The organism is Pseudomonas sp. GZD-222 (genome assembly GCF_049310525.1).
Lineage (GTDB): Bacteria > Pseudomonadota > Gammaproteobacteria > Pseudomonadales > Pseudomonadaceae > Aquipseudomonas.
On sequence record NZ_JBMOWO010000021.1, the window covers coordinates 1 to 12,341 of the forward strand.

Annotated in this window: 9 protein-coding genes; 6 read left to right on the forward strand and 3 right to left on the reverse strand. The window is 61.7% G+C overall.

Features of this window, described 5'->3' with window-relative positions; all coding sequences use genetic code 11:
• Nucleotides 1–75 precede the first annotated feature (75 nt).
• The 3 genes from gatB to gatC are packed head-to-tail and all read right to left on the reverse strand — an operon-like array spanning nt 76 to nt 3,288.
• A complete protein-coding gene (gatB, locus tag ACO6VD_RS04215) occupies nt 76–1,521 on the reverse strand; it encodes an Asp-tRNA(Asn)/Glu-tRNA(Gln) amidotransferase subunit GatB (protein ID WP_422417240.1) in 1,446 nt (481 codons plus the stop codon).
• 11 nt (nt 1,522–1,532) lie between these two features.
• A complete protein-coding gene (gene gatA, locus ACO6VD_RS04220) occupies nt 1,533–2,984 on the reverse strand; it encodes an Asp-tRNA(Asn)/Glu-tRNA(Gln) amidotransferase subunit GatA (protein ID WP_157194000.1) in 1,452 nt (483 codons plus the stop codon).
• Nucleotides 2,985–3,000: 16 nt separating this feature from the next.
• On the reverse strand, nt 3,001–3,288 hold the full coding sequence (gene gatC / locus ACO6VD_RS04225; RefSeq protein ID WP_038614429.1) for an Asp-tRNA(Asn)/Glu-tRNA(Gln) amidotransferase subunit GatC: 288 nt from the start codon (nt 3,286–3,288) through the stop codon (nt 3,001–3,003).
• A 203-nt stretch (nt 3,289–3,491) separates the two neighbouring features.
• Here gatC and mreB point away from each other — a divergent pair, with 203 nt between their 5' ends.
• The 6 genes from mreB (at nt 3,492) to ACO6VD_RS04255 (ending at nt 12,341) form a co-directional block, all read left to right on the forward strand.
• Nucleotides 3,492–4,529 (forward strand): rod shape-determining protein MreB, encoded by a 1,038-nt coding sequence (mreB, locus tag ACO6VD_RS04230; RefSeq protein ID WP_008371426.1) that lies wholly within the window; start codon nt 3,492–3,494, stop codon nt 4,527–4,529.
• A gap of 166 nt (nt 4,530–4,695) precedes the next feature.
• Complete coding sequence (gene mreC / locus ACO6VD_RS04235) at nt 4,696–5,784, forward strand: rod shape-determining protein MreC (protein WP_422417295.1); 1,089 nt, start codon at nt 4,696–4,698, stop codon at nt 5,782–5,784.
• Nucleotides 5,784–6,272 carry a rod shape-determining protein MreD gene (gene mreD, locus ACO6VD_RS04240; protein ID WP_422417243.1) on the forward strand — a complete coding sequence of 163 codons (489 nt, stop codon included), beginning with the start codon at nt 5,784–5,786 and terminating at the stop codon, nt 6,270–6,272. The genes mreC and mreD overlap by 1 nt, the downstream gene beginning before the upstream one ends.
• Nucleotides 6,273–6,306: 34 nt before the next feature.
• Entirely contained in the window at nt 6,307–6,912 is a 606-nt protein-coding gene (locus ACO6VD_RS04245; RefSeq protein WP_422417245.1) for a Maf family protein, read from the forward strand.
• 76 nt (nt 6,913–6,988) lie between these two features.
• On the forward strand, nt 6,989–8,446 hold the full coding sequence (rng, locus tag ACO6VD_RS04250) for a ribonuclease G (RefSeq protein ID WP_422417247.1): 1,458 nt from the start codon (nt 6,989–6,991) through the stop codon (nt 8,444–8,446).
• Between the two features lie 85 nt (nt 8,447–8,531).
• On the forward strand, nt 8,532–12,341 hold the full coding sequence (locus tag ACO6VD_RS04255; protein WP_422417249.1) for a YhdP family protein: 3,810 nt from the start codon (nt 8,532–8,534) through the stop codon (nt 12,339–12,341).

Here is a 12,341-nt window from a genome sequence, read left to right on the forward strand (position 1 = left end):
GTCAAGAAAACCGCCTGCCCCCAGAGAACTCCCGGTTGAAGGTTGCCCCTCCCCCCGATAAGCAGACGACGCGATTTACCCTTCGAGCTTGCTCTTGAGCAATTGGTTCACTTGCTGCGGGTTGGCCTTGCCCTTGGAGGCTTTCATGGCCTGGCCGACGAAGAAGCCGAACATCTTGCCGCGCTTGGCTTCATCGGCGGCGCGGTACTGCTCGACCTGCTCGGCGTTGGCGGCCAGCACTTCGTCCAGGACCTTCTCGATCGCACCGCTGTCGGTGACCTGTTTCAGGCCTTCGGCTTCGATAATCTGGTCGGCGTCGCCTTCGCCCGCTGCCATCTTCTCGAAGACCACCTTGGCGATCTTGCCGCTGATGGTGTTGTCGAGAATGCGCTGCAGCATGCCGCCCAGTTGCGCGGCGGTAACCGGCGCCTGGTCGATTTCCAGGCCGAGCTTGTTGAGCAGGCTGCCCAGCTCGACCATGACCCAGTTGGCTGCCAGCTTGGCATCGCCACACACCGCAACCACTTGCTCGAAGTAGTCGGCTTGTTCGCGGCTCGAAGCCAGAACGTTGGCATCGTAGGCCGACAGACCGAACTGGCTCTGGAAGCGCTCGCGCTTCTGGGGCGGCAGCTCCGGCAAGGTGGCGCGAATAGTTTCGAGGTAGGCGCCCTCGATCACCACCGGCAGCAGGTCCGGATCGGGGAAGTAACGGTAGTCGTTGGCTTCCTCTTTGCTGCGCATCGAGCGCGTCTCGTCCTTGTTCGGGTCGTACAGGCGAGTTTCCTGAACAACTTTGCCGCCGTCTTCGATCAGCTCGATCTGACGCTGGATTTCCGTGTTGATCGCGCGCTCGATGAAGCGGAAGGAGTTGACGTTCTTGATCTCGCAGCGAGTACCGAACTCGACCTGGCCTTTCGGCCGGACCGAGACGTTGCAGTCGCAACGCAGCGAGCCTTCGGCCATGTTGCCGTCGCAGATGCCCAGGTAGCGCACCAGTGCGTGGATCGCCTTGACATAGGCCACGGCTTCCTTGGCGTTACGCATGTCCGGTTCGGAAACGATTTCCAGCAGCGGCGTGCCGGCACGGTTCAGGTCGATGCCGGTGGAACCGCTGAAGTCTTCGTGCAGGCTTTTGCCGGCATCTTCTTCGAGGTGCGCACGGGTGATGCCGACACGTTTGACCGTACCGTCTTCGAGGGCGATGTCCAGGTGGCCCTTGCCGACGATCGGCAGCTCCATCTGACTGATCTGGTAACCCTTGGGCAGGTCGGGGTAGAAGTAGTTCTTGCGCGCGAATACGTTGTGCTGGCCGATCTCGGCGTCAATCGCCAGGCCGAACATGCAGGCCATGCGCACCGCTTCCTGGTTGAGCACCGGCAGTACGCCGGGCATGCCCAGGTCGATCAGGCTGGCCTGAGTGTTCGGCTCGGAACCGAAAGTGGTGGCGCTGCCGGAGAAAATCTTCGACTGGGTGGCGAGCTGGGTGTGAATCTCCAGCCCGATGACAACTTCCCATTGCATGTGGTGATCCCTCAGAAGCCGGTAGGTGCGCGGGTGTGCCAATCAGTGACTTGCTGATAGCGGTGCGCGACGTTGAGCAGGCGGCCTTCCTGGAAGTACGGGGCGAGCAGTTGCACGCCAACCGGCAGACCATCGACAAAACCGGCCGGCATCGACAGGCCAGGCAGGCCCGCGAGGTTGGCGGTGATGGTGTACACGTCTTCCAGGTACGCAGCGACCGGGTCGTTGTTCTTGGCGCCGATTTTCCACGCCAGGTTTGGCGTGGTCGGGCCGAGAATCACGTCGACGTCGTTGAAGGCGGCCATGAAATCGTTCTTGATCAGGCGACGGATCTTCTGCGCCTGCAGGTAGTAGGCGTCGTAGTAACCGGCCGAGAGGGCGTAGGCACCGACCATGATCCGGCGTTGTACTTCGGCACCGAAACCTTCGCCACGGGAGCGCTTGTACAGGTCGGTGAGGTCAACCGGGTTCTCGCAGCGGTAGCCGAAACGCACACCGTCGAAACGCGACAGGTTCGACGAGGCTTCCGCCGGAGCGATCACGTAGTAAGCCGGAATACCGTGCTGCATGTTCGGCAGGCTGATTTCCTTGACCACTGCGCCGAGCTTTTCCAGCTCCTTGACGCTGGCCTGGATCAGGTCGGCGATGCGCGGGTCGAGGCCGGCGCCGAAGTATTCCTTCGGCAGGCCGATGCGCAGGCCTTCGAGCGAACCGTTCAGGCCGGCGCTGTAGTCCGGTACGGGTTCATCGATGCAGGTGGAGTCCTTGGCGTCGAAACCGGCCATGCCTTGCAGCAGCAGTGCGCAGTCTTCGGCGGTGCGTGCCAGTGGGCCGCCCTGGTCGAGACTCGATGCGTAGGCAATCATGCCCCAGCGCGAAACACGACCGTACGTCGGTTTCAGGCCGGTGAGGTTGGTCAGCGCTGCCGGCTGTCGGATCGAGCCGCCGGTGTCGGTGCCGGTGCTCGCCGGCAGCAGGCGCGCTGCCACGGCTGCTGCCGAACCACCGGACGAACCGCCCGGTACGTGCTCAAGGTTCCAGGGGTTCTTCACCGGGCCGTAGTGGCTGGATTCGTTGGCCGAACCCATGGCGAATTCGTCCATGTTGGTCTTGCCCAGGGTCACCGTGCCGGCTTCGGCCAGCTTGCTGACCACGGTCGCGTCGTACGGCGCCTTGAAGTTGTCGAGCATCTTCGAACCGCAGCTGGTGCGGATGCCCTGGGTGCAGAACAGGTCCTTGTGGGCGATCGGCGCGCCGAGCAGGGGGCCGTTCTCACCGGCGGCGCGACGGGCGTCGGCGGCGCGGGCCTGGCTGATGGCCAGCTCTTCGGTGACGCTGATGAAACTGTTGAGTTGCGGGTCGAGCTGGTTGATCCGCGCCAGCAGGGTGCGGGTCAGCTCTTCGGAAGAAAACTTTTTGTCGGCGAGTCCGCGGGCGATCTCGGCCAGGGTCAGTTGATGCATGGCAGGCTCTATTCCCTTACTCGATGACTTTCGGAACCAGGTACAGGCCGTTTTCCGTCGCCGGGGCGATGGCCTGGTAACTGTCGCGATGGTTACTTTCTGTTACCACATCGGCGCGCAGGCGCTGATTGGCTTCCAGCGGATGCGCCAGTGGCTCGATGCCAGTGGTGTCGACGGCTTGCATCTGGTCGACCAGTCCCAGAATACTGTTCAGGGCATCGGTAGTGCGTGGCAGATCGGCTTCATTCAGGCCCAGTCGGGCCAGATGGGCGATCTTTTCCACGTCGCAGCGTTCAAGCGCCATGGGGATCTCCTGGGGAAACAAAAAACGGATTTGGTCCGCGATAAGGAACATGCTGGCAGATTTACGGTCATAAGGCCGCGATTGTGTGCTGGCTTGCTCGGAAAAACTGCCAATTTAACATATTGGCGCCTTGCCCAAAATCCCCGCCGTTGTTAGAGTTTGCCGCACTTTTTTACCCACGCGTTGCCTAGGGTCACTTTCCCATGTTCAAGAAACTGCGTGGCATGTTTTCCAGCGATCTTTCCATCGACCTGGGCACTGCCAACACCCTTATTTACGTGCGTGAGCGCGGTATCGTCCTGAATGAGCCCTCTGTTGTGGCCATTCGTACTCACGGCAACCAGAAAAGTGTCGTCGCGGTAGGTACCGAAGCCAAGCGCATGCTGGGCCGTACGCCCGGCAACATTGCTGCCATTCGTCCGATGAAGGACGGCGTGATCGCCGACTTCAGCGTTTGCGAAAAAATGCTGCAGTACTTCATCAACAAGGTTCACGAGAACAGCTTCCTGCAGCCAAGCCCGCGCGTGCTGATCTGTGTGCCGTGCAAATCGACCCAGGTCGAGCGTCGCGCCATTCGTGAATCGGCGCTGGGCGCCGGTGCCCGCGAAGTGTTCCTGATCGAAGAGCCAATGGCTGCCGCTATCGGTGCCGGCCTGCCGGTCGAGGAAGCCCGTGGTTCGATGGTCGTCGATATCGGTGGTGGTACCACTGAAATCGCACTGATCTCCCTGAATGGCGTGGTCTATGCCGAATCCGTACGTGTCGGTGGTGACCGCTTCGACGAAGCGATCGTGACCTACGTGCGCCGTAACTACGGCAGCCTGATCGGTGAATCCACCGCCGAGCGCATCAAGCAGGAAATCGGTACCGCCTATCCAGGTGGCGAAGTACGTGAAGTCGATGTTCGCGGCCGTAACCTGGCCGAGGGCGTGCCACGTGCCTTCACCCTCAATTCCAACGAGGTGCTTGAAGCACTGCAGGAGTCCCTGGCGACTATCGTTCAGGCGGTCAAGAGTGCCCTGGAGCAATCGCCACCGGAACTGGCTTCGGACATCGCCGAGCGCGGTCTGGTGCTGACCGGTGGTGGCGCCCTGCTGCGCGACCTGGACAAACTGCTGGCCCAGGAAACCGGCCTGCCGGTCATCGTTGCCGAAGACCCGCTGACCTGTGTTGCCCGTGGCGGTGGCCGTGCCCTGGAAATGATGGACAAACACACCATGGACCTGCTCTCCAGCGAGTAAGCTGGCTGCAGCAAACATGCCGCCCGGTTTACAGGTAGTGCTCACAGTGCTACCTGTATGTGCTGGGCTGACGTCCGCGTGGGCGTCATTTTCCGTCAATCCGCAAGCAGGCCGGTGCGTTGCCGTATGAATGACCTCTTGAATCGTCGTCCACGAGGAGCGGCTTATTAAACCGCTTTTCGCCAAGGGCCCTTCGCTGGGCGTGCACCTGCTCGTGCTGGTTGTGCTGTCGATCACCCTGATGGTGGTCGATGCGCGCTTCCCCCTGCTCAAACCGGTACGCAGCCAGATGGGGCTGGTGCTGATGGAGTCCTATCACATCACCGACTTGCCGCAGAGCTTGTGGCAGGGTATCGCCAGCCAGTTCGGCAGCCGCACCGAGCTGATCGCCGAGAACGAGAAACTCAAGACCGAAGCCTTGCTCATGCAAGGGCGCGTGCAGAAGCTGGCCGCCCTGACCGAGCAGAACGTGCGCCTGCGCGAGCTGCTCAATTCGTCGGCATTGGTCAATGAGAAGGTCGAAGTTGCCGAATTGATCGGTGTCGACCCCAATCCGTTCACCCACCGTATCCTGATCAACAAGGGCGAGCGCGATGGCGTGGTCCTCGGTCAGCCGGTGCTCGATGCCCGCGGCCTGATGGGCCAGGTGGTCGAGTTGATGCCCTATACCGCTCGTGTATTGCTGCTGACCGACACCACCCACAGCATTCCGGTGCAGGTCAACCGCAACGGCCTGCGCGCGATTGCCAGTGGCACGGGTAACCCTGAGCGTCTGGAATTGCGTCATGTCGCCGATACAGCCGACATCAAGGAAGGCGACCTGTTGGTCAGCTCCGGTCTGGGGCAGCGATTCCCAGCCGGCTACCCTGTGGCTACGGTAAAAGAAGTGATCCACGACTCCGGTCAGCCATTCGCCATTGTTCGCGCGATCCCGACCGCCGCACTCAATCGCAGTCGCTACCTGTTGCTGGTGTTCACCGACAGCCGTACCCCCGAGCAGCGCGCCACTGATGCCGCCATGGCCCAGGAGGCCGCTGATCGCCAAGGGCTACCTGGCGCTGGCGAGGCAACACCGCCTGGCGCCGCTGCGCTGACACCTGCGCCGGCGGCGGCTCCGGCTGCTGCCCCTGGGGCGGCCCCTGCCCACACCGCGCCAGCACCTGTTGCAGCGCCAGCGTCTGTGCCTGTAGCCCCGGCGCCAGCGCCGGCTGCAGCCAGCGGTGCTGCCCCGACCCCGACCCGGGAGAGACACTGATGGTGAGTACTCGCAGCCGTAACGGCTGGGTAGTCTGGCTGACGTTTGTGCTGGGACTGCTGCTCAGCGTGTCGCCGCTACCGCAGTTCATGGAAGTCTTCCGGCCCATGTGGCTTGCCTTGCTGCTGGCCTTCTGGACCCTGGCGTTGCCACACAAGGTCGGCATGACCACCGCGTTTGTCCTGGGCCTGGCCGAGGACGTGCTGTATGGCACCTTGCTGGGGCAGAACGCCCTGGTGCTGACCTTGATCACCTTCCTGGTGCTGACACTGCAACAACGCCTGCGGATGTTCCCGATGTGGCAGCAAAGCCTGGTGATCCTGGTGATTTTCGGCCTGGCCCAGCTGGTGCAACTGTGGCTGAGCGCCCTGACCGGCAACCGCCTGCCGACCCTGGCGCTGATCTGGTCAGCGGTCATCAGCGCGTTGCTCTGGCCCTGGATCAGTTTCGCCCTGCGTGGGCTGCGCTTGCGTCTGAGCATCAACTGAGCCCGCTTCCCGACGTTGACAGGGAGAAGTCACGATGACCCCGTTGTACCTGGCCTCCGGTTCACCTCGCCGTCGGGAGTTGCTGACCCAGATCGGTATTCCCTTCACCACGCTTGGCGCTGCGGTCGACGAAACCCCGTTGGCCGATGAGGCTGCGCCGGCGTATGTCGAGCGCCTGGCGCGGGCCAAGGCAAACGCCGGTCTGGTCGAACTGCTGTCCACCAATGCGGGCACCCGGCTGGCGGTGCTCGGGGCTGACACCGCTGTGGTGCTGGATGGGCGGATTCTTGGCAAACCTGTTGATCGTGAAGATGCCCTGGCCATGCTTGCGGCGTTATCGGGTCGCGAGCATCAAGTGTTGACGGCGGTTGCAGTTGCCGATCAGCAGCGTTGCCTGAGCGTCTGCGTCGTCAGCCAGGTGCGCTTTGGTCCTATTTCTACCCAGCAAGCGCAAGATTACTGGGCCAGCGGCGAGCCGCTGGATAAAGCCGGCGCCTATGCCATCCAGGGTCTGGGTGCGGTATTCGTGCAGCGCATCGAAGGCAGCTATTCGGCGGTGGTCGGATTGCCGCTGAGTGAAACCGCCGAATTGCTAGGACAATTTGCCATTCCCTGTTGGCAATCGTTGTCGGCCCGTTGAGCGAGGACAAGACAACTGCTAGCCAGTCGCCGACGAGCGATCCATCATTACTGAAGTCCTTTGACGAGAGCCTGCCATGAGTGAAGAGATTCTGATCAATATCACACCGATGGAATCACGCGTGGCGGTGGTGGAGAACGGTGTTCTTCAGGAAGTGCATGTTGAGCGCACTCAGCGGCGGGGCATTGTCGGCAATATCTACAAAGGCAAGGTGGTTCGCGTACTACCTGGGATGCAAGCGGCGTTCGTCGACATCGGCCTGGATCGCGCAGCTTTTATTCACGCGTCGGAAATCTCCCAGCGCGAAGGCTCCTCGGTGGAAAGCATCAGCGCGCTGGTGCATGAAGGCCAGAGCCTGGTGGTGCAGGTCACCAAGGACCCCATCGGCTCCAAAGGCGCACGCCTGACCACTCAGTTGTCGATTCCTTCGCGTTACCTGGTGTACATGCCGCGCACCAGCCATGTCGGAATTTCCCTGAAGATCGAAGACGAAGCCGAACGAGAGCGCCTCAAGCAGGTGGTCACCGACTGCATCGCCGCGGAAAACATCCAGGATGCCGGCGGTTTTATTCTGCGTACTGCGGCCGAGGGTGCCGGCGCCGATGAAATCCTCATGGACATTCGCTATTTGCGCAGGCTCTGGGAGCAGATCGGCACCCAGATCAAGACAGTCGGCGCGCCAACGGAAATCTATGAAGACCTGGGCCTGGCCTTGCGTACCCTGCGCGACCTGGTCAACCCGAAAATTGAGAAGATCCGCATCGACTCGCGGGAAACCTTTCAGAAAACCACGCAGTTCGTCGGCGAACTGATGCCCGAAATCGCCGACCGTCTGGAACACTATCCGGGCGAGCGACCCATCTTCGATCTGTATGGCGTGGAAGATGAAATTCAGCGTGCGCTGGACCGTAAGGTGCCGCTCAAGTCCGGCGGCTACCTGGTGGTCGATCCGGCTGAGGCGATGACCACGATCGACGTCAACACCGGGGCCTTTGTTGGCCACCGCAACCTTGAAGAGACCATCTTCAAGACCAATCTGGAAGCGGCCACCGCCATTGCCCGGCAACTGCGCCTGCGCAATATCGGCGGCATCATCATCATCGACTTCATCGACATGGAAGATGAGGAGCACCAGCGCCAGGTGCTACGGACCCTGGAAAAGCAGCTCGAACGCGACCACGCCAAGACCAACATCATCGGCATCACCGAACTCGGTCTGGTGCAGATGACCCGGAAGCGCACCCGCGAAAGCCTTGAGCAGGTGCTGTGCGAGCCGTGCCATTGCTGTCAGGGGCGGGGCAAGCTGAAAACTCCCGAGACGATCTGTTACGAGATTTTCCGCGAGATCCTGCGAGAAGCCCGTGCCTACCAGGCCGAAGGTTATCGCGTGCTGGCCAATCAGAAAGTGGTAGACCGGCTGCTGGATGAAGAGTCGGGTAACGTCGCCGAGCTTGAGACCTTCATCGGCCGCACCATTCGCTTTCAGGTCGAGTCGATGTACTCCCAGGAACAATACGATGTGGTGCTGCTCTGAGGCCTCAATGTAACTGGCTGCTGCAAGGGCTGGAAAAGCGCCCGGTTGCGGCCATAGTTAAGGCACGAGTAGGAGGGCCATTGCCATGGAACGTCTGATCCGCGTTCTGGGCGCGATGACCCGCTGGGGCCTGGGGATTTGTGCCTTGCTGGCTGTGCTGGTGGCGCTGTATGTCAGCCTTGGCCGACAACTGGTGCCGCTGGTGGCCGAGTACCGCGCCGAAGTCGAAGACAAAGCCGAGCAGGCTTTGGGCATGCCTGTGCACATTGGTAGCCTGGAAGGGCACTGGAGTGGCCTGGCACCGGTTCTGGTGGTCAACGATATCCAGGTCGGTGAAGGTGCCACGGCGTTGCGTCTGGACGGGGTCAAGGTGGTGCCGGATCTGTGGGCCAGCCTCACTGAGCGTCAACTGCGTCTGGCCAACCTCGAAGTCGGTGGCCTGCACCTGAGCCTGCATGAAGACGAACAGGGCGCCTGGACCCTCGACGGACTGCCGAAAACCGATGATCAGCCGCTGGATCCGCAGCAGTTGCTGCAACGCCTGCAAGCGGTGTCGAAGATCACGGTGCTCGACAGCCAGGTCACCCTCGAGCCTTTCCAGCGCGATCTCATGACCCTCACTTATGTCAGCCTCGGGCTGCAAACAGGAGGCGTTCGCCAGCGTCTGGATGTGCGCCTGACCTTGCCCGATGGTCAACCCGTGGCCATGAATGTGCGTAGCCGCATTCGTCCGGCGCACTGGCGTGATGGCGAGATCGATGCCTATCTCAGCCTGCCCCAGAGTGATTGGGCGCGCTGGTTACCACCGCGCTTGCTGGGGCAATGGCAGGCCAAGGAGCTCAAGGCCGGTGGCGAATTCTGGTTGAATTGGGGCAAGGGCCAGTTGCAGAGTGCCGTGGTCCGCCTCAACGCCCCGCAGTTGCGCGGCGCTTATGCCGAGCGTAAAGAGGCCAAGGTAGAAAATCTGGCGCTCAATGCCTGGTTCCAGCGCAACGAACAAGGTTTTGCCGTGCAGGTCGATTCGTTGGCCATGAGCCTGGGCAAGACCCGCTGGGAGTCGCACCTGCAACTGGACCAGCGTGGCGCCAGCGAAGCGGGCGATGAAACCTGGAAGATCCAGGCCGACCGCCTGAACCTGACGCCGCTCACACCGCTGATCGAGTCGCTGGCACCCCTGCCAGATCAGGCCATGGCGGTGGTCCATGGGCTCAAGGTCACCGGCAGTCTGCGCAATGTCGTGCTCGATGTGCGGCCCAAGGCCACCGGGGATCAGCGTCTGAGCTTTGCCGCCAATCTTGAACGGGTGGGTTTCAACGCCTATCACGGCGCCCCGGCAGCGGGGAACGTCAGCGGCAGTATCAGTGGCGACCTCGGGCAAGGCGAGCTACGCCTGGACACTGACGCTTTCATGCTTCACCTCGACCCGATTTTCGCCAAACCCTGGAACTACCAGAAGGCCAATGCGCGCCTGACCTGGCGCCTGGACCAGGAAGGCTTCACCCTCATCGCGCCGTACCTGAAGGTCTTGGGCGAGGAAGGCAAGATTGCCGGTGACTTCCTCATCCGCCTGCTGTTCGATGAGGCACGTGAAGACTATATGGACTTGCGCGTCGGCCTGGTCGACGGCGATGGTCGCTACACCGCCAAGTACCTGCCTGAGGTCCTGAGCCCGGCGCTGGATGAGTGGTTGCGTACTGCCATTCTCAAGGGCGCGGTCGACGAAGGCTATTTCCAGTACCAGGGCTCGCTCAATCACGGTGCTTCCGAGCAGGCGCGCAGCATCAGCCTGTTCTTCAAGGTCCATGATGCCGCGCTGGACTTCCAGCCCGGTTGGCCGCAGGTGCAGAAAGTCGATGGTGATGTGTACATCGACGACGCTGGTGTGCGGGTCAACGCAAAACGCGGACAGTTGCTCGATACCCAGGTCAGCGATGTGCAGGTCAACATCCCCCACGTCGCCAGTGGCGAAAACAGCCATATGTACCTGGACGGGGCATTCGACGGCAGCCTGGGCGACGGCCTGAAAATCCTCCAGCAAGCGCCGATCGGCACCGCCGAGCTGTTCGCCGGCTGGGAGGGCCAAGGCGCGCTCAAGGGCAAGCTCAAGCTGGATATCCCCTTGGCCAAGGGGCAGCAACCGCAGGTAGTGGTGGATTTCGATACCCGCGATGCGCGGCTGAAAATCGCCGCGCCCATACTTGAGCTGAACCAGCTCAAGGGCGCGTTCCGCTTTGACTACGGCAAGGGCCTCAGCGGTCAGAACATCAGCGCACGGGTTTTCGACAAGCCCATCACTGCGCAGATCTTTGCCGAAGGCAAACCCGGTGAATTGCAAACCCGTGTCGAGGCCAAGGGCCAGGTTGCGCTCACAGCGCTGACCCAATGGTTACAGGTCAAGCAAGCCTTGCCGTTAGCCGGAGAGCTGCCGTATCAACTGCAGCTGACACTGGGTAGCCGGGATAATCAGCTCAAGGTCGACTCGAGCCTCAAAGGCCTGGCAATCAACTTGCCTGCTCCGTTCGGCAAGACAGCCGAAGAAGCCCGTAACAGCCAATTCGGCATGACCCTGCAAGGGCCTGAGCGTCGATTCAATCTCAGCTATGCCGACGTTGCCAACATGCTCTATGCCGCGCCCATGGATAAGCTGGATCAGGGTCGAGGGGAGCTGGTGTTTGGCGGCGGCAACGCGCAACTGCCAAGTGGCCAGGGTGTGCAGATTCGCGGACGCTTGGCCGAACTCGACCTTGGTCCCTGGCAGGAGCAGGCGAGTACCCTGGCTGGCAATGATCCGGGTGGCAGTGCCCGTCAGCTTCTGCGTGGGGTCAACCTGAGCATTGCCCGCCTCAAGGGCTTTGGCCTTGAGCTGAACCAGGCCGTGGTAGCGCTGGCCCGCAATCCGAACAACTGGGCATTGCGCCTGGACAGCAAGGAAGCCATCGGCAACGCACGCCTGCCTGATGCCAAGGGCGCACCGCTGGTGGTGAACCTGCAGACCATTCACTTGCCGCCACAAGATCCTGCTGAGGTGACCGTACCCAACGCACCTGATCCGATGGCCAAGATCGACCCGCGCAAGATTCCTTCCGTCGACCTCAGTATCGACAAGCTGTACCGTGGTGATGACTTGCTCGGCAGCGTAGCGCTCAAGGTACGTTCGACGGCCAAGGGGATAGCCCTGAACGACCTGGACCTCAGCCTCAAGGGGCTGCAGATCGACGGTAACGGCGGTTGGGAGGGCGCTCCGGGCGCCAGTGGCAGTTGGTACAAGGGACGCCTGGAGGGCAAAAACCTGGCAGACGTGCTCAAGGCCTGGAATTTCGCCCCTACGGTCACCAGCCGCGATTTTCGTCTGGATGTCGACGCGCGCTGGCCGGGATCGCCCGCCTGGGTCAGCCTTGGACGACTCTCCGGCAGCCTCGATGCGGCCCTGCGACAAGGCCAGTTTGTTGAAGTCGAGGGCGGTGCCCAGGCCCTGCGGGTATTTGGTCTGCTCAACTTCAACTCCATTGGCCGGCGTTTGCGTCTGGACTTCTCCGACCTGTTCGACAAAGGCTTGAGCTATGACCGGGTCAAGGGCCTGCTGGTGGCCAGCGAAGGTGTGTATGTGACCCGCGAGCCGATTACCGTGACCGGACCTTCGAGCAACTTCGAGCTCGATGGCACCCTGGACATGGTACGTGACCGCGTCGATGCCAACCTGCAGGTGAGCTTGCCCGTCACCAACAATCTGCCGCTGGCGGCATTGATTGTCGGTGCGCCGGCGGTCGGTGGAGCGTTGTTCCTGGTCGATCGCCTGCTGGGTGACCGGGTGTCGCGCTATGCCAGCGTGCATTACCGCGTCGAAGGGCCGTGGAAAGAGCCTAAAATCAGCTTTGTAAAACCGTTCAACAAATAA

Coding starts and splice junctions, on each gene's coding strand:
- mreD (WP_422417243.1), top strand. CDS start 5,784: ATGGTGAGTACTCGCAGCCGTAACGGCTGGGTAGTCTGGCTGACGTTT.
- ACO6VD_RS04245 (WP_422417245.1), top strand. CDS start 6,307: ATGACCCCGTTGTACCTGGCCTCCGGTTCACCTCGCCGTCGGGAGTTG.
- gatB (WP_422417240.1), bottom strand. CDS start 1,521: ATGCAATGGGAAGTTGTCATCGGGCTGGAGATTCACACCCAGCTCGCC.
- gatC (WP_038614429.1), bottom strand. CDS start 3,288: ATGGCGCTTGAACGCTGCGACGTGGAAAAGATCGCCCATCTGGCCCGA.
- rng (WP_422417247.1), top strand. CDS start 6,989: ATGAGTGAAGAGATTCTGATCAATATCACACCGATGGAATCACGCGTG.
- mreB (WP_008371426.1), top strand. CDS start 3,492: ATGTTCAAGAAACTGCGTGGCATGTTTTCCAGCGATCTTTCCATCGAC.
- ACO6VD_RS04255 (WP_422417249.1), top strand. CDS start 8,532: ATGGAACGTCTGATCCGCGTTCTGGGCGCGATGACCCGCTGGGGCCTG.
- gatA (WP_157194000.1), bottom strand. CDS start 2,984: ATGCATCAACTGACCCTGGCCGAGATCGCCCGCGGACTCGCCGACAAA.